20 protein-coding genes and 1 pseudogene are annotated in these 19,744 nt (G+C 61.3%); 8 read left to right on the forward strand and 13 right to left on the reverse strand.

The features are described from left to right. Positions 1 to 23: 23 nt before the first annotated feature. Genes creC through HX823_RS04485 form a run of 3 tightly spaced genes read right to left on the reverse strand, consistent with a single transcriptional unit; the run spans position 24 to position 2,641 of the window. Complete coding sequence (gene creC, locus HX823_RS04475) at positions 24 to 1,463, reverse strand: two-component system sensor histidine kinase CreC (RefSeq protein WP_177074230.1); 1,440 nt, start codon at positions 1,461 to 1,463, stop codon at positions 24 to 26. Further along, positions 1,463 to 2,131 carry a two-component system response regulator CreB gene (gene creB, locus HX823_RS04480; protein WP_038848831.1) on the reverse strand — a complete coding sequence of 223 codons (669 nt, stop codon included), beginning with the start codon at positions 2,129 to 2,131 and terminating at the stop codon, positions 1,463 to 1,465. The genes creC and creB overlap by 1 nt, the downstream gene beginning before the upstream one ends. 9 nt (positions 2,132 to 2,140) lie before the next feature. Continuing rightward, positions 2,141 to 2,641, reverse strand: coding sequence for an ATP-dependent zinc protease (locus tag HX823_RS04485; protein WP_033898063.1), 501 nt, complete (start codon positions 2,639 to 2,641; stop codon positions 2,141 to 2,143). A gap of 173 nt (positions 2,642 to 2,814) precedes the next feature. On the opposite strand from HX823_RS04485, the gene HX823_RS04490 reads away from it, so the two are divergent. Further along, entirely contained in the window at positions 2,815 to 3,702 is an 888-nt protein-coding gene (locus HX823_RS04490; RefSeq protein ID WP_177074231.1) for an acyltransferase, read from the forward strand. Here HX823_RS04490 and HX823_RS04495 read toward each other — a convergent pair. Further along, positions 3,699 to 4,271, reverse strand: a complete 573-nt coding sequence (locus HX823_RS04495; protein ID WP_033898061.1) for a DUF2780 domain-containing protein — start codon at positions 4,269 to 4,271, stop codon at positions 3,699 to 3,701. The two genes, HX823_RS04490 and HX823_RS04495, sit on opposite strands and share 4 nt — an antisense overlap. A 151-nt stretch (positions 4,272 to 4,422) precedes the next feature. Here HX823_RS04495 and HX823_RS04500 point away from each other — a divergent pair, with 151 nt between their 5' ends. The 5 genes from HX823_RS04500 (at position 4,423) to HX823_RS04520 (ending at position 7,340) form a co-directional block, all read left to right on the forward strand. Next, entirely contained in the window at positions 4,423 to 5,049 is a 627-nt protein-coding gene (locus HX823_RS04500) for an RNA polymerase sigma factor (RefSeq protein WP_038848839.1), read from the forward strand. Further along, positions 5,046 to 5,723, forward strand: coding sequence for an anti-sigma factor domain-containing protein (locus tag HX823_RS04505; RefSeq protein ID WP_177074232.1), 678 nt, complete (start codon positions 5,046 to 5,048; stop codon positions 5,721 to 5,723). The genes HX823_RS04500 and HX823_RS04505 overlap by 4 nt, the downstream gene beginning before the upstream one ends. A 76-nt stretch (positions 5,724 to 5,799) precedes the next feature. Then, positions 5,800 to 6,258: an anti-sigma factor domain-containing protein gene (locus HX823_RS04510; RefSeq protein ID WP_218169640.1), complete on the forward strand. Its 459-nt coding sequence runs from the start codon at positions 5,800 to 5,802 to the stop codon at positions 6,256 to 6,258. 133 nt (positions 6,259 to 6,391) lie between these two features. Further along, complete coding sequence (locus HX823_RS04515) at positions 6,392 to 6,793, forward strand: DUF3757 domain-containing protein (protein WP_177074234.1); 402 nt, start codon at positions 6,392 to 6,394, stop codon at positions 6,791 to 6,793. A 160-nt stretch (positions 6,794 to 6,953) separates the two neighbouring features. Beyond that, positions 6,954 to 7,340: a hypothetical protein gene (locus HX823_RS04520; RefSeq protein WP_177074235.1), complete on the forward strand. Its 387-nt coding sequence runs from the start codon at positions 6,954 to 6,956 to the stop codon at positions 7,338 to 7,340. A gap of 51 nt (positions 7,341 to 7,391) precedes the next feature. Here the strand turns inward: HX823_RS04520 and fdhA are convergent, their stop codons facing one another. The 8 genes from fdhA to HX823_RS04560 all read right to left on the reverse strand — a co-directional run bounded on the left by fdhA (position 7,392) and on the right by HX823_RS04560 (position 17,138). Beyond that, positions 7,392 to 8,591 carry a formaldehyde dehydrogenase, glutathione-independent gene (gene fdhA / locus HX823_RS04525; RefSeq protein ID WP_016977809.1) on the reverse strand — a complete coding sequence of 400 codons (1,200 nt, stop codon included), beginning with the start codon at positions 8,589 to 8,591 and terminating at the stop codon, positions 7,392 to 7,394. A 197-nt stretch (positions 8,592 to 8,788) separates the two neighbouring features. Then, the gene (purU, locus tag HX823_RS04530) at positions 8,789 to 9,646 is read right to left on the reverse strand and encodes a formyltetrahydrofolate deformylase (protein ID WP_016977808.1); all 858 of its coding nucleotides are present in this window, start codon (positions 9,644 to 9,646) and stop codon (positions 8,789 to 8,791) included. A 10-nt stretch (positions 9,647 to 9,656) separates the two neighbouring features. Continuing rightward, positions 9,657 to 10,289 (reverse strand): sarcosine oxidase subunit gamma, encoded by a 633-nt coding sequence (locus tag HX823_RS04535; protein WP_038848850.1) that lies wholly within the window; start codon positions 10,287 to 10,289, stop codon positions 9,657 to 9,659. Between the two features lie 124 nt (positions 10,290 to 10,413). After that, the gene (locus HX823_RS04540) at positions 10,414 to 13,431 is read right to left on the reverse strand and encodes a sarcosine oxidase subunit alpha (protein WP_177074236.1); all 3,018 of its coding nucleotides are present in this window, start codon (positions 13,429 to 13,431) and stop codon (positions 10,414 to 10,416) included. Next, positions 13,428 to 13,730 carry a sarcosine oxidase subunit delta gene (locus HX823_RS04545; protein ID WP_010207083.1) on the reverse strand — a complete coding sequence of 101 codons (303 nt, stop codon included), beginning with the start codon at positions 13,728 to 13,730 and terminating at the stop codon, positions 13,428 to 13,430. Before HX823_RS04545 ends, HX823_RS04540 begins: the two co-directional genes overlap by 4 nt. 15 nt (positions 13,731 to 13,745) lie before the next feature. After that, positions 13,746 to 14,996: a sarcosine oxidase subunit beta gene (locus HX823_RS04550; RefSeq protein ID WP_010207084.1), complete on the reverse strand. Its 1,251-nt coding sequence runs from the start codon at positions 14,994 to 14,996 to the stop codon at positions 13,746 to 13,748. Positions 14,997 to 15,018: 22 nt separating this feature from the next. Further along, a complete protein-coding gene (gene glyA, locus HX823_RS04555; RefSeq protein WP_017738444.1) occupies positions 15,019 to 16,272 on the reverse strand; it encodes a serine hydroxymethyltransferase in 1,254 nt (417 codons plus the stop codon). Positions 16,273 to 16,409: 137 nt separating this feature from the next. Then, positions 16,410 to 17,138, reverse strand: a complete 729-nt coding sequence (locus tag HX823_RS04560; RefSeq protein ID WP_177074237.1) for a TraX family protein — start codon at positions 17,136 to 17,138, stop codon at positions 16,410 to 16,412. A 90-nt stretch (positions 17,139 to 17,228) separates the two neighbouring features. On the opposite strand from HX823_RS04560, the gene HX823_RS04565 reads away from it, so the two are divergent. Together HX823_RS04565 and HX823_RS04570 are read left to right on the forward strand one after the other, a co-directional pair. After that, entirely contained in the window at positions 17,229 to 18,269 is a 1,041-nt protein-coding gene (locus tag HX823_RS04565) for a low specificity L-threonine aldolase (protein ID WP_010207092.1), read from the forward strand. A gap of 176 nt (positions 18,270 to 18,445) precedes the next feature. Beyond that, on the forward strand, positions 18,446 to 18,643 hold the full coding sequence (locus tag HX823_RS04570) for a hypothetical protein (RefSeq protein WP_038848858.1): 198 nt from the start codon (positions 18,446 to 18,448) through the stop codon (positions 18,641 to 18,643). A gap of 59 nt (positions 18,644 to 18,702) precedes the next feature. Here HX823_RS04570 and HX823_RS04575 read toward each other — a convergent pair. Then, positions 18,703 to 19,705, reverse strand: a pseudogene (locus HX823_RS04575) (FAD-dependent oxidoreductase); the annotation flags it as partial. Positions 19,706 to 19,744 lie beyond the last annotated feature (39 nt).

The following is a 19,744-nucleotide window of genomic DNA, read 5'->3' on the forward strand; positions in this document are numbered from 1 at the left end:
TCTGGGCAGCCCGTGTGGGCGATTTATGTGGGCAATGTGGAGACTGTGTGGAGATGCAGCACCACCTGCACGCCGCCGTCGACATTGCCGATCTGCAACGCGCCGCCGTGCAACTTCATCACTTCCTCGACAAAGTTGAGGCCCAGCCCCGTACTTTTTCGCCCACTGGCCGGGCGTGGCAGCGAGTAGAAACGCTCGCTCAGGCGCGGCAGGGCGTAGTCGGGAATCGGCGCGGCCTGGTTGAACAGGCTGACTTGCACGTCGTTGTGTCGCGTCTGTGCGCTGAACGTCAACAGCCCGCCGGGCGGCGTGAAGTCCAGGGCATTGTCCAGCAGATTGCCAAGGGCCTGGCGCAACAGGAAGGGTTCACCGTACACCTTCACATCCGCCGCAATTGACTGCTCGACCTGCAACCCGGCGCCTTCAATCCGCGCGCATTGAGCCTTGAGCACTTCATCGACCATCGCCGCCAGCGGGATACTCGCCTGCTCCTCCAGGCCCTGGCGCTGTTCCACCTGCGCCAGGTTCAGCAGGCGCTCGATCAACTGCTGCAGACGCGCGCTTTCGCTGTCGATGTTGCTGACGAAGCGCTGCTGTTGCTCGCGGGTCATCTCACCCTGCAACAGCTCCGCCGCACCGCGGATCGCGGCCAATGGGCTCTTCAATTCGTGGGTCAGGGTGTGTACGTAATGCTCGACGTAGGCCTTGCCTTCCAACTGCGTGCGCATGTGCTCGACGGCGGTGGACAGTTGCTTGAGCTCACCGCCACGGTAATGGGGCAGCTCCGCACGCCGCCCCTCGCTGACGGCTTCGGCGTAGGCGGTCAAACGGCGCAGCGCCACGCTCAGCCACCACGACAGCAGTGCGCCCAGCAGCAGGCCCAGAATCACCAGGCCACCGCCGTACCACAGCAGGCGGCGCTCGGTGCGGTCGACATAAGGCTGCAATGAACTGTTCGGCTTGGCCACGGTGACCACGCCGATGATCTGGCCGTTGTCACGGATCGGCGCGCCCACGTGCATCACCGACGAGGCGGGGTCATCCAGTTCGCTGCGGGTGGAGCGCGCGCCGTACTCGCCACGCAGGGTCAGGTACACGTCGTTCCACTTGGAATAGTCTTGCCCCACCGCTTCACCCGTGGAGTCGAGCAACACGGTGCCCTTGGCATCGGTTACGTAGATGCGGTGGTTGACCTGGTTCTTCGGCAAGCCCCAGATAGTCGCGCCCGGCTGGCGATTGCCATAGGCCTTGAGCAGTTCCGGCCAGTGGCTTTGGCCGAGGGTGCCGTTCTTTACGTCATTGCGCACGATCTCGGCCAACAGGTTGGCGGTGTCCACCAGGGTTTCTTCGGTGGACTGGCGCACGCCAGGGCGGATTTCCTTCATCACGGTGCTGAGCACGAAGTAGCCGGTCAGGCCGATAAACAGCGCATACACCAGGAAGATCCGCAGCCCCAGGCGCATCAGCTGTTGCTCGGGCTGTAGCTGTAGCCGAGGCCGCGATGGGTCTGGATCGGCTCGGCATCGGCGGCCACGCTGCGCAACTTGCTGCGCAGGCTTTTGATATGGCTGTCGATATTGCGCTCGTAGCCGGCATCCGCCGCCACGCCCACCGCGTCCAACAGTTGCTCGCGGCTGAACACGCGCTCGGGTTGTTCCAGCAGGCTTTGCAGCAAACGAAACTCATGGCGCGTCAGGCTCAACGGCTGGCCGCGAAAGGTAATTTGCATACGTTCCAGATCCACCTGGAACACGGCCGGCGCAGCACCTGGGCCAATGCGCTTCAGGATCGCCCGGACCCGCGCCGTCACTTCCCGTGGGCTGAAGGGCTTGACCACATAATCGTCGGCGCCGATCTCCAGGCCGACCACGCGGTCAATCTCGCCATCCCGCGCGCTGAGAAACATGACAGGCACTTCGCTGAACCGGCGCAGTTGCTTGCAGGTTTCAAAGCCGGTGATATCCGGCAGGCCGATGTCGAGGATAATCAGGTCGGCGGGGGTCTGGCGCTGATGCTCCAGCGCCGCCTGGCCGAGGGTCAGCCAGGTGGTGGTGAAGCCCTCGCCTTGCAGGGCGAAGATCAGCGTGTCGGCAATCGCCGCTTCGTCTTCGACAATCAGGATATGCGGCATGTAGGTCCGTCAGCAGTCCGGTTTGTCGGCAGTGTAACGACGGGCCGGGTTTACCGCAGCGCCAAATTCACGCAGGGCCTTGGCGCCGATCAGCAACGGGTAGTTGAAGCTGCTGCGGTCGGTGAGGTTGACCTCGACGGTGCGCTTGACGTCGCCCAGGCACATTTCCAGGTCGATCACCGGGCGCTTGGCCACGGTGGCTTCGTCCTTGTCGTCGTCTTCATCGGCGCGGCTCTTGATCTTGCTGATGCGCGACACCTTGTGTTCGTAGACTTTGTTGGAGGCGTCTTTGCCGCCGAGGCGGAAGCGCACCCAATCGTCGCCGTCACGGGTGAAGGTCTCGATGTCGCGGGCCGACAGCGAAGCCGTCAGCGCGCCGGTGTCCATCTTGGCCTTGAAGGTTTCGCCGATCTCCGGCAACTGGATGTATTCGTAGCGACCGTAGAGGGTCGGTTCGGCGGCCATGACCGGCAGGGCAGCCAGGGCGAGAGAGGCAAGGAGCAGTTTCACGAAGTGATTTCCTCGGAAAGAAGTAGGCGGATTCTAGACCGCAAAGGCAGCACTTAGTTAGCTCGCCCCAGCATAACCGGCACATTGTGAAACATTCGTCCGGCGAATTGGCATTTGGCCTCTAGACTCAAGCTGCTTATCATGGCCCGCCCACAGGATTTCAAGAGTTACTTATGCGCCGCCTGCTCACCGGCTGTTTTGTGTCATTGCTACTGCTGCTCAACACCCTGGTCCTGATCGGGCCGTTGATGGTGTTTGCCCTGCTCAAGCTGGTAGCTCCCGGTCGCTATCGCGACTACATGTCCTGGGCGGTGATGTGGATCGCCGAGACCTGGGCTGAGATCGACAAGCTGATTTTCGCGCTGTGCATCCCGACCCAATGGGATATTCGCGGTGGCGAAGACCTGCGGGGCGATACGTCCTACCTGGTGATCAGCAACCACCAATCCTGGGTGGATATCCCGGCGCTGATCCAGGCCCTCAACCGCCGCACGCCGTTCTTCAAATTCTTCCTGAAAAAAGAGCTGATCTGGGTGCCCTTCCTCGGCCTGGCCTGGTGGGCATTGGATTACCCCTTCATGAAGCGCTACAGCAAGACCTTCCTGGCCAAGCATCCGGAGCTCGCCGGGCAAGACTTGAAGATCACCAAGGAGGCCTGCGAGCTGTTCAAGCGCCAGCCGGTGACGGTGGTCAATTACCTGGAAGGCACGCGGTTCAACGAAACCAAGCGCAAGCAGCAGGATTCACCCTTCACTCGCTTGCTCAAGCCCAAGGCGGGCGGCGTGGCGTTTGTATTGGCGGCGATGGGTGAACAACTGGATGCCGTGCTCGACGTGACCGTGGTCTATCCGCAGCAGAAGATTCCGGGGTTCTGGGATTTGATCAGTGGCGCAGTGCCCAAGGTGATCATTGATATCCGCACCCGTGAACTGGATCCGGCATTGTGGCAAGGGGATTACGAGAATGATCCGGCGTTTCGCCAGACCGTCCAGAACTGGGTGAACCAGCTCTGGACGGAGAAGGACGCGCACATCGAACAACTGCGCGAGGAGCGCTCTTAACTGCCGGTGCCCCAGGCCTGGGCCAGCTTGCCCAGCACCGAGCTGCTGGCACCCTGGCCGCCCAGGTATTGAAGGATGACCGGGGCAAACTGGCCGACCATGCCGCTGTCCATGCCCAAGGCGCTGAAGGCGGTGTTCAGGTCGTTGGTGCTTTTCACATTACCCAACAGGCCATCCAGGCCGCTGGTCTTACTACCACCGGTCTGGCCGAGCATCCCGCTCAAGGCGCCGAGGCTGCCCAATGCGTTGTTGCCCGACAACTGGTCGAGGCCCGGCACGCTGTTGCCCAGTTGCGAATAATCGTTGCCGCTCAGCTTGTTCTTGGCCAGGCCGAGCATGGCGCCAGTACCGCCGACCGCTTGTTCGGGGGTGATGTTCAGTTGCGAGGTCAGTGCGCTTAACAGGCCGGCCGTCTCGGAAGACGGGGCGGCAGCGGCTGCCTTGTTGTTGCCACCCTGCATGCCGGAAATCGCATTGGCCGCGTCGCCAAGGCTGAAGCCTGCGGCGAACACCGGGGCGGCTGCCAGGGTCATCAGGCAGGAAAGGGCGAAACCGCGTGAAATCTTCATCGAAACAACCTCTGGGTGTAAGAGCTAAAAGCAGGCGTTTGACTGACAGTCCGGAACGATTGTTCCCACACCAAGGTTAGTTCAGATTTTTCTGCATCCGAATGGCCTCGGCCCGCGTATAGCCTGCATACGCCACTCGGAGTTGGATGGAATGAATGCCCAGGCTGAACTACCCTCCGCTTACCGCGTGCCGTCCCGTAACCCTCGAACGAGGGTCTGGAGAAGCCTTATTAGCGCCGATGATGCTGACCCCTTGCGCCCTTTGCTGGCGCAATGTGCCCTGGGTAACCGCCAAGCGTTCGAAACCCTCTACCGCAGCGTTTCGCCGCGCCTTCACGGTGTGGCCCTGCGCTTCATGGGCCGCACGGACCTGGCCGAAGAAGTGCTGCAGGAAGCCTTCGTACGCATCTGGTACAACGCTTCGCGCTACGAGGCGCACCTGGCGGCGCCGATGACCTGGATGGTCAACATCACCCGCAACCTGGCCATCGACCAGTTGCGCAAACACCGCGAACAGCCGCTGGCCGATGGTCAGCAAGACGCCTTGATCGATGACGCCCCCAGCGCCCACGACCAACTCGACCACGAACGCCAAGCCCATGCCTTGAACCGTTGCCTGGACACCCTCGACGGCATGCAACGCCGGTCGATCAGCGTGGCGTACTTCCAGGGCCTGTCCTGCTCGGAGCTGGCCACGCAGTTGGCAGCGCCCCTGGGTTCGGTCAAATCCTGGATCCGCCGCGGCATGGAACGCCTGCGCAGGTGCCTTGAATCATGAACTACCAGACCACCGCCCTGCGCCGCGCCCTGGCCGCCGACTACGCCATCGGGCTGATGCCCGCTACCGCACGGCGGCGTTTTGATGCGCTGTTGCGGGAGGATGTCGCGCTGCGCGTGGAACTCAGCCATTGGCAGGACGCGCTCGCCAGCCTGACCGGCACTCTGCCTGAGCGACCCGTTCCGGAACACGTGTGGGCAGGCATCAAGGCACGCATCGAGCCGCAGGTACTGCATGTGCCGGCGAAGCAAGCGTTCTGGAAAAACCTCCGCGTCCTGGCCGCCGCCTGCGCAGTGGTCGTCGCCGTCACCGTCGGTGTGCTGTACCAACGCGACACAGGGGTGGCGTACAACGCCACCCTGGTCAACGCCAACCAACAACCCGCGCTGCAGATCAGCGCGTTCGCCGACCACCTGCAAGTGGAACCCCTGACACTGGCCGCGATAGCACCGACGTTGAGCCTGGAATTGTGGGCGATTGCGCCGGGTGGCAAACCCATCTCACTGGGCTTGCTGCCCGCCGCAGGCAAAGGCCGGATTCAACTGAGCGAGACACAGCGTGCGTTGCTCAGTGCGCCACTGACCCTGGCCGTGAGCCTGGAGCCGCACGGCGGCTCACCGACCGGTCAACCTACCGGACCGGTGCTGTATCAGGGCCAATTGGCATCACTTTGAGCTGAACCGGGGCCAGGAACCCATCGTGCAAACCAGGGTCCATGACAGGACTGAAAGCCCTGTCAGGAATAGCCCCATGAGCGCGACCCGCCCCCAAGTGATTGAGCAAAACCCCCCATTCTGGAGCCGCCCACGTGTGTTTATCGGCGTCTGCATGGCCATCGTCGCCGGCCTCGGCGGCGCGCTCTACACCCAGGACAACGTCAAGGCCGCCGCCACGCTGGTGACCACTGCCCAGCAGCCGGCCGCGCAAATAATGGCGCACAAGGATTACCTCGAAGTCGAACCGATCGCCACCACGGCACCCGAGCCGGATCGCAGCCTGGAACTCTGGGCCATGCCCGAAGGTGGTGCGCCGGTCTCCCTGGGGCTATTGCCGGAAGATGGCAAAGGCATTATCGGCCTCAACCCGCGCCAGCAGAAAAGCATCCGTAAGCCGGTGGAATTGATGGTGAGTTCGGAGACCAAGGGCGGGTCGTTGAGCAAGCAGCCCACGGGGCCGACGGTTTATCAGGGCGCGTTGGCTGCTCGCTGAATCGATGCGCTGCCTATTGGACTAAAGAACCGGTTGCTGATCACGAACCGCTCTAAATAACTGTCACGTTTGACAGTAGCCACCCTCCAGTATTCACCTGCAGCATGATGCCTTTCCCCTACTGGAAGCCGTCATGAAAAGCGCAATGCTTGCAGGTGTATTCGCTGTCATTGCACTGGTGAACACGTCGGATGCAGCGACCTCCACCTGTCCGACGCCCCAGGAGATCAAACAAAAAGCCATGGGCAGCGGCGGCTATCGCTACGAGATGCTCCAGCCTGACGGGCGCACTTGGTCAGGCGAGAACCCGCAGGCTACGGCGTCATACCTCACTGACTCAACGTTCCACGATGCCCGGTACGATGCGATCAACCAAGCCGTCATCTGCACCTACAAAGGGCCAATGAATAACGCCGCGAGCTTTTCGGTCACACTCAAACAGGTCTCAGGTTGGAACCTTACCCCTATAGGCGACTGGAGAGGCACGTATTGCGAAGCCCTGGAGATTGCCAAATGCTTATTTACACATCATTGAAAAGCGCCACCGAATTATTCCTACGGTGACCGTCCACACATCCACGACCCGCGGTCCAGATTATGGCGGAACGCATCCATCGACACAGCCCACCCAAGCTCGCCTTCCCATTCACATTCAACGGGGAGGCTCAGCCACACTACAAGGAGCTGTAACGATCATGATCGGATTGATACCCAATTTTTATGCTGCCTTCAGCGCACTCAACCATTTGCCATCTCGCAGCCAAGCCCAGGCTTCACGGCCCCAAGCCACTGGCATCGACCAATGCCCCGCCCCCCGTGACATCCAATCCAAACCCTACACAGACCCTGACCTTCCAGCGCCCTATGGCGAGGGCTATCAATACACTGCCACCACCAACGGCAAGTCGTGGACAGGCCAAACGGCAGCCACCCAGGATGACTACCTGGCCGCGGAGTACGAGCTCAAGGCCGAGGCCATCAATGAACGCAACGGCAAGATCCATTGCGACTACGGCGGCAAACGCCTGATCAAGAACGGTGAGATGGCCGATCCCTATCTGCGACTCACGACCCTCAAGTAACCCATAAAAAATGGCGACCTCCAGGGTCGCCATTTTTTTCAGCCTTGAACCTTACGCCGCACTGAACAGCTTGTGCGGATCGATCACAAACTTCTTCGGCACGCCCGCATCGAACTCGCCGTAGCCACGTGGTGCGTCATCCAGGCTGATCACCTGCACGCCGACGATTTCGGCAATGTTGATACGGTCCCACATGATCGCCTGCATCAGCGCGCGGTTGTACTTCATCACCGGGGTCTGGCCGGTGTGGAAGCTGTGGGACTTGGCCCAGCCGAGGCCGAAGCGAATGCTCAGGCTGCCCATTTTGGCGGCGGCATCCACGGCACCTGGATCTTCGGTGACGTACAGGCCCGGAATACCGATCTTGCCGGCCACGCGCACCACGCCCATCAGCGAGTTGAGCACGGTGGCCGGGGCTTCGGCTTTCACGCCTTCATGGCCGTGGCCACGGGCTTCGAAACCGACGGCGTCGACGGCGCAATCCACTTCCGGCTCGCCCAGCAGCGCGGCGATCTGTTCGTGCAGTGGGGTGTCGGTGGACAGGTCGGCCACTTCAAAACCCTGGGCCTTGGCGTGGGCCAGGCGGATCGGGTTGACGTCGCCAATGATCACCACCGCCGCGCCCAGCAGGCGTGCAGAAGCGGCAGCAGCCAGGCCGACCGGGCCGGCGCCTGCAATGTACACGGTGCTGCCTGGGCCAACGCCCGCAGTCACGGCACCGTGGTAGCCCGTCGGGAGAATGTCCGACAGGCAAGTCAGGTCGCGGATTTTCTCCATGGCCTTGTCGCGGTCCGGCAGTTTCAGCAGGTTGAAGTCTGCGTATGGCACCAGCACGTACTCGGCCTGGCCGCCGGTCCAGTCGCCCATATCGACATAGCCGTAGGCGCCACCGGCACGGGCCGGGTTGACGGTCAGGCAGACGCCGGTGTGTTGCTCTTTGCAGGAGCGGCAGCGACCGCACGCCACGTTGAAAGGAACCGAAACCAGGTCGCCGATTTTCAAGTTCTCGACGTCGCTGCCCTTCTCGATTACTTCGCCAGTGATTTCATGACCGAGCACCAGGCCGGTCTGGGCAGTGGTGCGGCCGCGCACCATGTGTTGGTCAGAGCCGCAGATATTGGTGGAAACCACGCGCAGGATGACGCCGTGCTCAATCTTCCTGCCACGGGGGTCCTGCATTTTGGGATAGTCGATTTTCTGTACTTCGACCTTGCCGTTGCCGAGATACACGACACCACGATTACCAGACATGCTTTCACCTCGCTGTTGTTTTTATGGAACCGCGTTGCCCGTTGGGTGGGCAGCGCGTTTAAGTGCTCGGGTACAGATGCTGTTTTTGCGTTGTTAGTGATGGCCTCTTCGCGAGCAAGCCCGCTCCCACATTCGACTGCATTCCAACTTTGGAACACGGTCGAATATGGGAGCTGGCTTGCCTGCGATGGCGTCCATCAGAGCACCACCGTCCGATTGGCGTTTAGAAACACCCGCCGCTCAATGTGATACCCCACCGCCCGGGCCAATGTCAGTCCTTCAATATCCCGCCCCTTGGCAATCAAGTCCTCGGGATAGTGGCTGTGATCCACCACCTCCACGCCCTGGGCAATGATCGGGCCTTCATCCAGGTCGTTGTTGATGTAATGCGCCGTGGCGCCGACCAACTTCACGCCCTTGTTGTACGCCTGGTGATACGGCTTGGCGCCCTTGAACCCCGGCAACAACGAGTGGTGAATGTTGATGGCCTTGCCATCCAGCTTGCGGCACAGCTCCGGCGACAGCACTTGCATGTAGCGCGCAAGGATCACCAGCTCCGCGCCGGTGTCTTCCACCACTTGCCACACCTGACGCTCCTGGGACGGTTTGTCATTGGGGTCGAGGGGGAAATGGTAGTAGGGAATCTGGTGCCAGTCGGCCAAGGGTTTGAGATCAGGGTGGTTGGACACCACCGCGACCACGTCCATCGACAGTTGGCCGATGCGCTGGCGATACAGCAAATCATTGAGGCAGTGATCGGCCTTGGAGACCATGATCACCACTTTTGGCCGGTAGTTCGGCGCCGTCAGCTCGAAGATCATGCCGAAGGCTTCGCCGCGCGTGGCCAGGCCATCGCGGAAACCTTGTTCGTCAAAACCGTCGGGCTGGCGAAACTCCACGCGGATAAAGAACCGGCCCGAAAGCCGGTCATCGAACGAGTGGTGCTCAGTGACGTAGCAACCCTGTTCGAACAGATAGCGGGTGACCGCGTCCACCGTGCCGAGCACGCTGGGGCAGTCGGCGGTCAAAATCCATGTATCAGGTGCGCGGCTCATGGGGCATTCCTCAGGCTTGAACACTCAGGCCGAATTCGGCAGACGCATCCTGCAACCACAACCACCAGTAATCCGAGAAGCTGCGACGGATCAGCAATTCCCAGGTGTCTTCGGCCGTGTGGCGGATCACCAGTTGCGACTTGGCGAACACCGTGCCCACCGCCTTGCCCACCGGGAAGTTGTTGGGGTGCACGTCGTAGCTGGTGGACTTCATCAGCACATCGCGCACGTTCGGGCCGCTCAGTTCAAGAATCTGCTGGCCGCCGCTGACGTTGACGATCTGAATATGCAGCTCACCCAGGGCCTCACGCAGGCTTTTCTCGGCGGCGAATTCTTCGCCGCTTGGCACGATGAGCAACCACTCGTCCGGGCCGAGCCACTGCAAGCTGGTTTCACCTTTGACGATCACGGTCAAGGCGCTCGGCAGTTCGATGCCCAGGGCCTTGTGTACGCCAGCGGCGAAGGCGGCATCATGGCCGTCGCCACGAATGGTCAGGTGGCCCAGGAGTTTCTTTTCGCGCACGGTCACGCCGGCGTTCTTGCGACCCTTGCCGACCAGGCTGGCGAGGTCGGCATGGTGCAGCGACGACTCGGCCTTGGCCCCGGTGGTTGGGCGTTGTTGGTACACATTGGCTGCTGTCATAAAGCACCTGTTCTGAATGCTGTGATGTCTGTTCTGGCCTCATCGCGGGCAAGCCCGGCTCCCACATTTGGAATGCATTCCACTGTGGGAACTGGCTTGCCTGCGATGCAGGCGACGCGGTCTATCAGATGTTCTGGCGATCGCCTTTCGGGTCAAAGAACACCGAAGACACAATCTCCGCCTCAATCACGCTGCCATCCGCCTGCGGCGAGAACACCCGCTCACCAATACGCTTCAAGCCGCCCTTCACCACGCCCATGGCAAACGAATAGCCCAGGGAGTTGTGCGCATAGCTTGAGGTGACGTGACCAACCATCTTCATCGGAATCGTCTGCTTCGGATCGAACACCAACTGCGCGCCTTCCGGCAGCCATACATTCGGGTCGATCGGTTTCAAGCCCACCAGTTGCTTACGCTCTTGGCGCACGCAGTCTTCACGGTTCATGCCGCGCCAGCCGATCCACGAGAACGGCTTGGTACGGCCGACGCACCAGCCCATGTTCAGGTCGTCCGGGGTCATCGAGCCGTCAGTGTCCTGGCCGACGATGATGAAGCCCTTCTCGGCCCGCAATACGTGCATGGTTTCGGTGCCGTACGGCGTCAGGTTGTACTTCTTGCCGGCGTCGACGATTTTTTCCAGCACGCCCATGGCGTAGTCGGCCTGCACGTTGACTTCGTACGACAGCTCACCGGTAAACGAGATCCGGAACACGCGAGCCGGTACGCCGCCGACCAGGCCTTCCTTCCAGGTCATGAACGGGAAGCCGTCCTTGTCCAGGTCGATATCAGTCACTTCCGCCAGCATCTTGCGACTGTTGGGGCCGGACAGGGTCATGGTGGCCCAGTGGTCGGTGACCGAGGTGAAGTACACCTTGAGGTCTGGCCACTCGGTCTGTTGGTAGATTTCCAGCCACTGCAGCACGCGGGCCGCGCCGCCGGTGGTGGTGGTCATCAGGAAGTGGTTGTCAGCGAGGCAGGCGGTGACGCCGTCGTCGAAGACCATGCCGTCTTCCTTGCACATCAGGCCGTAGCGCGCCTTGCCCACGTCGAGCTTGGTCCAGGCGTTGGAGTAGATGCGGTTGAGGAATTCGCGTGCGTCCGGGCCCTGGATGTCGATCTTGCCGAGGGTGGATGCATCCAGCAGGCCGACGCTGTCGCGCACGGCCAGGCATTCGCGTTTTACCGCCGCATGCAGGTCTTCACCATTGCGAGGGAAGTACCACGGGCGTTTCCACTGGCCGACGTCTTCAAACTCGGCGCCGTTTTTCACGTGCCAGGCTTGCAGCGCGGTGTAGCGGACGGGTTCGAAGATGTGCCCACAGTGACGGCCGGCTACCGCGCCGAAAGTCACCGGCGTGTAGTTCGGGCGGAACATGGTGGTGCCCATCTGCGGGATGGTCACATTCAACGAACGGGCGGCAATCGCCAGGCCGTTGACGTTACCCAGCTTGCCCTGATCAGTGCCGAAGCCCAGCGCGGTGTAGCGCTTGACGTGCTCGACCGACTCGAACCCTTCGCGGGTCGCCAGTTCGATGGCGGCGGCGGTCACGTCGTTCTGCAGGTCGACGAATTGCTTCGGCGCCCGTGCGGTCGGCTTGTCATGCGGCACTTGGTAGATCGCCAGCGTCGGCTCTTCCAAGCGGCTCAGGGCTTTCGGCAAGGTGCCTTCCACTGGCGCAAAACCGGCTTCGCTGGCTGCACGCACGCCGCCTTCAAAACCGTCCGCCAGAGAATCACCAAGACCGTAGACGCCATTGATGCCGCCCACGCACACACGTTTCTGCGGTGCTTCGCCCGGAACAAAACCGAGGATGTCTTCACGCCAGGTCGGCTTGCCGCCCAGGTGCGAGGCCAGGTGGACCACCGGGCTGTAACCGCCGGAGCTGGCCACCAGGTCGCAGTCCAGCCACTCGCCAGGGCTGGTGACTTTGTGTGCTTTCACATCGATCGCAGCGACGCGAGCAGCGGTGACGCGCTTGGTGCCACGGGATTCGACCACGGCACTGCCGGTGAGGATGCGAATGCCTTTGGCGCGGGCTTCTTCCACCAGCGCGCCTCGTGGGTTGTGGCGCACGTCAGCGACGGCAACCACTTGCAGGCCGGCATCCAACCAATCCAGCGCAACGCGGTAGGCGTGGTCGTTGTTGGTCGACAGCACCAGCTTCTTGCCCGGTGCCACGCCGTAGCGACGCACGTAGGTCGAAACCGCACCGGCCAGCATGTTGCCCGGCACGTCGTTGTTGCCGTAGACCAGTGGACGCTCGCACGCACCGGTCGCCAGCACCACACGCTTGGCGCGCACACGGTGGATACGCTGGCGCACCACGCCAATCGGCGCACGGTCACCCAGGTGGTCGGTGAGGCGTTCGTGAATGGTCAGGAAGTTATGGTCGTGGTAGCCGTTGACGGTGGCGCGGGGCAACAGCACCACGTCCGGCAGGGCTTTCAATTCAGCAATGACACTGGCGACCCATTCCGCGGCGGGCTTGCCGTCGAGGCTTTCACGGGAATCGAGCAGCGAGCCGCCGAACTCTTCCTGCTCATCGGCAATGATCACGCGGGCACCGCTGCGTGCGGCGGACAGTGCGGCAGCCAAACCGGCAGGGCCCGCGCCGACGACCAGCACGTCGCAGTGACGGTTGAAGTTGTCGTAGGTGTCCGGATCGTTCTCGGTCGGCGAGCGGCCAAGGCCAGCGGCCTTACGGATGTACTTCTCGTACGTCATCCAGAACGATTGCGGGTACATGAAGGTTTTGTAGTAGAAACCCGGCGGCATCAGCTTGCCGCCAACCTTGCCGAGAATGCCCATCACGTCATTGTTGACGTTCGGCCAGCCGTTGGTGCTGGTGGCGACCAAACCTTGGTACAGCGCCTGTTGCGTGGCGCGCACGTTAGGAATCTGTGTGGCTTCGGTGGCGCCGATCTGCAGCACCGCGTTCGGCTCTTCGGCGCCCGCAGCGAAAATGCCGCGAGGGCGCGAATACTTGAAGCTGCGGCCGATGATATCGACGCCGTTAGCCAACAGGGCGGCGGCGAGGGTGTCGCCTTCAAAGCCCTTGTAGGTCTGGCCGTTGAAGGTAAACGTGAGGACTTTGTTACGGTCGATCCGGCCACCGTTGGACAGGCGATTGGTCTGGCTCATACCTTCTCTCCAGAGGCCTTGGCGGTGAATTGTGGCTTCTCACCGATCTTGTAGGTTTCAAGAATTTCGTAGGTCAGGGTGTCGCGGGTCGCGTTGAAGTACTGGCGGCAACCGGCGGCGTGGATCCACAGTTCGTGATGCAGGCCGCGCGGGTTGTCGCGGAAGAACATGTAGTCGCCCCACTCTTCATCGGTGCAGGCATTCGGGTCCAGCGGGCGCGGGATGTGCGCTTGGCCGGACGCGTGGAATTCCTCTTCGGAGCGCAGTTCGCCACAGTGAGGACAGAAGATATGCAACATAGGAAATTTCTCCTGTTAGTGGGCGACGGCCGCAGCGCCGTGTTCGTCGATCAACGCACCGTTGTGGAAACGGTCGATGGAGAAAGGTGCCGCCAACGGGTGCATTTCACCCTTGGCCAGGCTGGCGGCAAACACGTTGCCTGAGCCCGGCGTGGCCTTGAAGCCACCGGTGCCCCAGCCGCAGTTGAAGAACATGTTCGGCACCGGGGTCTTGGAGATGATCGGGCACGCATCCGGCGTGGTGTCGACGATGCCGCCCCACTGGCGGTTCATGCGCACGCGCGACAGCACCGGGAACATCTCGACGATGGCCTGGATGGTGTGTTCGATCACCGGGTAAGAGCCGCGCTGGCCGTAGCCGTTGTAGCCGTCGATACCGGCGCCGATCACCAGGTCGCCCTTGTCGGACTGGCTGATGTAGCCGTGCACGGCGTTGGACATGATCACGCTGTCGATAATCGGCTTGATCGGCTCCGACACCAACGCTTGCAGCGGGTGGGATTCGATCGGCAGGCGGAACCCGGCCAGCGAGGCCATGTGCCCGGAGTTACCGGCGGTGACCACACCGACGCGCTTGGCACCGATAAAGCCCTTGTTGGTTTCCACACCGATGCACACACCGTTTTCCTTGCGAAAGCCGATCACTTCGGTCTGCTGGATCAAGTCCACGCCCAGTGCGTCGGCGGCGCGGGCAAAACCCCAGGCCACGGCATCGTGACGGGCCACGCCGCCGCGACGTTGCACGGTGGCGCCGAGTACCGGGTAGCGGGTGTTTTTCGAGCAGTCGAGGTACGGAATCTCGTCGGCCACTTGTTTGGCGTTGAGCAGTTCGCCGTCCACGCCATTGAGGCGGTTGGCGCTGACGCGGCGCTCGGAATCACGGATGTCTTGCAGGGTGTGGCACAGGTTGTAGACACCACGCTGGGAGAACATCACGTTGTAGTTCAGGTCCTGGGACAGGCCTTCCCACAGTTTCATCGCGTGTTCGTACAGGTGCGCCGACTCGTCCCACAGGTAATTGGAACGCACGATGGTGGTGTTGCGCGCGGTGTTGCCGCCGCCCAGCCAGCCTTTCTCGACCACGGCCACGTTGGTGATGCCGTGTTCCTTGGCCAGGTAGTAGGCGGTCGCCAGACCATGCCCGCCGCCGCCGACGATGACCACGTCGTACACCTTCTTAGGGGTGGGCGTGCGCCACATTTTCTGCCAGTTTTCGTGGTGGCTGAGTGAGTGCTTGAAGAGGCCGAAGCCCGAGTAGCGTTGCATAGTCATTACTCCAAAACCGCGCTCAGCGATAAACCGGGAAATCAGCGCACAGGGCAGACACGTGCTTGGCCACGTTGGCCTCGACATCGGCGTCGCCGAGGTTGTCGAGGATGTCGCAGATCCAGCCGGCCAGTTCGATGCACTGCGGCACTTTGAAACCACGCGTGGTCACCGCCGGGGTGCCGATGCGCAGGCCCGAGGTCACGAAGGGCGACTGCGGGTCATTCGGCACGGCGTTCTTGTTGACGGTGATGTGGGCGCGACCGAGGGCGGCGTCCGCCTCTTTGCCGGTGAGGCCCTGACGGATCAGGCTGACCAGGAACAGGTGGTTATCGGTACCGCCGGACACCACGTCATACCCGCGCTTGATGAACACCTCGGCCATGGCCTGGGCGTTGTCGATCACTTGTTGCTGATAGGCCTTGAAGCCTGGCTCCAGCGCTTCCTTGAAGCACACGGCCTTGCCGGCGATGACGTGCATCAGCGGGCCGCCCTGGGCGCCAGGGAATACGGCGGCGTTGAGTTTCTTTTCGATTTCTTCGTTGGCCTTGGCCAGGATCAGACCGCCCCGTGGACCGCGCAGGGTCTTGTGGGTGGTGGTGGTGACCACGTCGGCATACGGCAGCGGGTTCGGGTACAGGCCAGCGGCAACCAGGCCGGCGACGTGGGCCATGTCGACGAACAGCAGCGCGCCCACTTTGTCCGCGATCTGACGGAAACGTGGGAAATCCAGAGTCTTGGAGTAGGCAGAGAAACCGGCCACAACCATTTTCGGCTTGTGCTCGACGGCCAGGCGCTCGACTTCGTCGTAGTCGATCAGGCCGGTGTCAGTGTTGATGCCGTATTGCACCGCGTTGTACAGCTTGCCCGAGGACGACACTTTGGCGCCGTGGGTCAGGTGGCCGCCGTGGGCCAGGCTCATGCCCAGGATGGTGTCGCCCGCATTGATCAGAGCCAGGTACACCGCGCTGTTGGCGGACGAACCGGAGTGCGGCTGTACGTTGGCGTAATCGGCACCGAACAGTTGCTTGGCGCGCTCGATGGCCAGGGCTTCAACTTTATCCACGTGCTCGCAGCCACCGTAGTAGCGCTTGCCTGGGTAGCCTTCGGCGTATTTGTTGGTGAGGCCGCTGCCTTGGGCTTCCATCACGCGTTTGCTGGTGTAGTTCTCTGACGCGATCAGCTCGATATGATCTTCCTGGCGTTGCTCCTCGGCATTCATGGCCGCCAGCAGTGCGTCGTCATATCCCTGGATCTGGTCTTGTTTGCTGAACATCGCGTCTCTCCCAGCCTTTCGTATTGTTGAGGCCCGTGCAGGGCCCTTTGATGCGATGGTAGGGCTGGCGTCAGCAGGTCAAATGCCTACGCACGCCACGCAAAGGTGCGTTTACGACATGGAATGAATTCAGCGACTCAGGCAAGGCTGTGGCGCAAAGCCAGCAGTAGCAAGAAATGCGCGGGATAGAGGGCATACGCCCAGCGGCGCATGGCCGGTGGCGAGGCGTTTTGAGCGTGTCGCAAGAGGACCAGGCCAAGCATTGGCGCAATCAGGCAAGCGGCGAATCCGACCAACGCTACGGAGGTGCCGCTATTGAGCAGAACCTGCCATTGATTGGCCGCCACACAGATCAAGCCCGGCAATACGCTCAAATACCAGGGGCGACGGAATACCAGCAGCGTCGCCAGTGGCAGTAATACGCCGAAAAAACCGAACATCAGCTGCGCGGAAAACACCGCCGCGATCATGAGGGCAATCAACGCCAATCCTCGATCAAAAAGCGCCTTCTGCTGCCATCCTCGGGCAACCAGCAGGCCCAGCGCCAAGGTCGGCAACACGTTCAACGTATCGGCGTCCTCGATAAACAGTCGGTACGGCACTTCGCTGATCACGCTGAACAGTAACAGCCAGCCCAGGTAGCGCCATTGGCCGGTCACGGGCGCACTCCTGACCCGGTGCAGGTTCGCCGCAATCGCCAGGCAAAACCACGGAAACGCCAGGCGCCCCGGCACATACAGGCCGTCCAGGCTCAAACCGACATAGCGCAGGTGATCGAGCACCATGCTCAACAGCGCCAGCCACTTGAGCAGATCCAAAGCGCCATCACGGACACGTCCGACAGGCAGGGTTCCAGTACCGTGCATAATTCCCCAGTGACTTTGCATTTACAGTGCGTGCGCACTCGCGACAATCTTGGTTACAGTGCGCACCAACATCGACCACAGGAATGGGCCATGACCGACAAGAGCCAACAATTCGCCAGTGACAACTATTCGGGCATCTGTCCGGAAGCCTGGGCCGCCATGGAACAAGCCAACCAGGGCCATCAACGCGCCTACGGCGATGATGAATGGACCCACCGCGCCGCCGACGGTTTCCGCAACCTCTTCGAAACCGACTGCGAAGTGTTCTTCGCCTTCAACGGCACCGCCGCCAACTCCCTGGCGCTGTCCTCGTTGTGCCAGAGCTACCATAGCGTGATTTGCTCGGAAACCGCCCACGTCGAAACCGACGAATGCGGCGCGCCGGAGTTTTTCTCCAACGGCTCCAAGCTGCTCACCGCTCGCACCGAAAACGGCAAGCTGACCCCGGAGTCGATCCGCGAGATCGCCCTCAAGCGCCAGGACATCCACTACCCCAAGCCGCGCGTGGTCACCCTGACCCAGGCCACCGAAGTCGGCAGCGTGTACACCCCGGATGAAATCCGCGCCATCAGCGCCACCTGCAAAGAGTTGGGCCTGAACCTGCACATGGACGGCGCGCGCTTCTCCAACGCCTGCGCATTCCTCGGCTGCTCACCGGCGGACCTGACCTGGAAAGCCGGGGTGGACGTGCTGTGCTTTGGCGGCACCAAGAACGGCATGGCCGTGGGCGAAGCGATCCTGTTCTTCAACCACAAGTTGGCTGAAGACTTCGACTACCGCTGCAAACAGGCCGGCCAGTTGGCGTCGAAGATGCGCTTCCTGTCCGCCCCATGGGTAGGCCTGCTGGAAAACGACGCCTGGCTCAAACACGCCCGTCACGCCAACCACTGCGCGCAACTGCTGAGCAGCCTGGTGGCAGATATTCCTGGCGTGGAGTTGATGTTCCCGGTGCAGGCCAACGGCGTGTTCCTGCAACTCTCGGAACCGGCGATTGCCGCGTTGACCGCCAAGGGCTGGCGTTTCTACACCTTTATCGGCAAAGGCGGCGCACGCTTCATGTGTGCGTGGGATACCGAGGAAGAACGTGTAAGAGAATTGGCGGCGGATATTCGGAAAGTGATGGAAGCCTGAAACCACGGGGCTTTCAGCGCTTTTTCAGAGACTGTTTGTACGTATTTCTGACAGTATCTATCTACCCCCTGCCTTGGATAGGACCTTGTCACCCCGAACAAACGGACGCGTCACTTCGGGGCTGACTGCCTGCCGAATAGTCGGCTGGAAAAGGAAATCCTATCGAGGGCAACATCATGGAAATTCAATGCTACACCACTGATTCGCAACTGCGCGCCGACGTCAACGCCACGCTCGTCGGCCTGGACGATCTGAGGAAGCTGGCGAACGTCGGCGACACCATCATCGAGCCATCCAGAACCTTTACCGTTACTGGAAAAGAGTTTGAAATGACAGCGTCCGGCGGGTACCTCATCAACCTTTTCGTCCGCTAACCACTAAGGCCCGCGTCGCAGAGTCATGACCTGCGACGCGGGACTGATCGACGCTTTATTCATAACACCTTTGGTTGCAGCCGCGACCATTCATCGATGGGGCCGGGATTTCCCAGAAATGTCCCCCCTCCAAAAATCGACGCCAGTTTGTGTACGGCGTTCAATGCAGTGGTTACCCCGCCCTCAGCCCAGCATCCCGTCCAAGACACGTCATCGCCCGCAAGAATGAACCTGTCGAGATTTGGGGTCGACACGCCATTCATGAACTGAGAAAACAGCAAGCGCTGGTACTCGTACTGTCCCGGCAGATTCATTTTGAACGCGCACAAGAAAAACGGCTGCTCCTCCCAATTGATTTCGACAAAGGGGTTGGTCATGCCGAATTCAGCCGCCAGGTTCAACTGATGAGGCGCATACACGCTGTCCAGCAAGCTCGTTCACACCTCCAGGAAACAGTTCGGATAATCGGTATTCCAGCCACCCGTGCCAAAACCGATCTGGCCGAACAGGTCGATCTGCTGGCGCGTCCAGCCCGCCTTCTCGACCAGTGCCGAAAAAAAGCTGAGATTGTCCCAGTCAGCGTCCAGAATCGAGTTCCACAGCGTCTTGATCTTGGCCTGATCAATGCTGCCCTCGGACATTGCCGTTTCCATTTCGGTGAACTTGATCGGGTCCTGCTCAAGGAACACCTCAAACAACAGCCGCTCAATCTCAGCGTATTCCGGCGGCAGGTTATTGCCTTCGTAATAGGTCTGGGTTTGCTGGTAGTCGACCACCGTGCTGGGGGTCGCAGCCGAGCCTGGGTTAGGGAAATCCGCCGAGTTGGCCGTCATGCCGACCTTCTCGAAATAGTGCATCAACGCCTTGCCAGAAATAGGAAAGCGCATCGCCCCCATTTCACAGATCACACTGTCAGCGGGATCCAGCGGATCACCCGCCACGTAGGAATACAGCCGCCCGCCGATACGATCACTGGCCTGGGTGCAACCCCATGCGCATGGATTCATAGGCCGCCACCATTCGCGCGACACCTGCGCCGACGATCAACACCTTGCTGCCATACGCCAGGCTGACATGGCAATCATCCTTGGAATGTAAACA

The organism is Pseudomonas sp. P7759 (assembly GCF_013386445.1).
GTDB lineage: Bacteria > Pseudomonadota > Gammaproteobacteria > Pseudomonadales > Pseudomonadaceae > Aquipseudomonas > Aquipseudomonas azotoformans_A.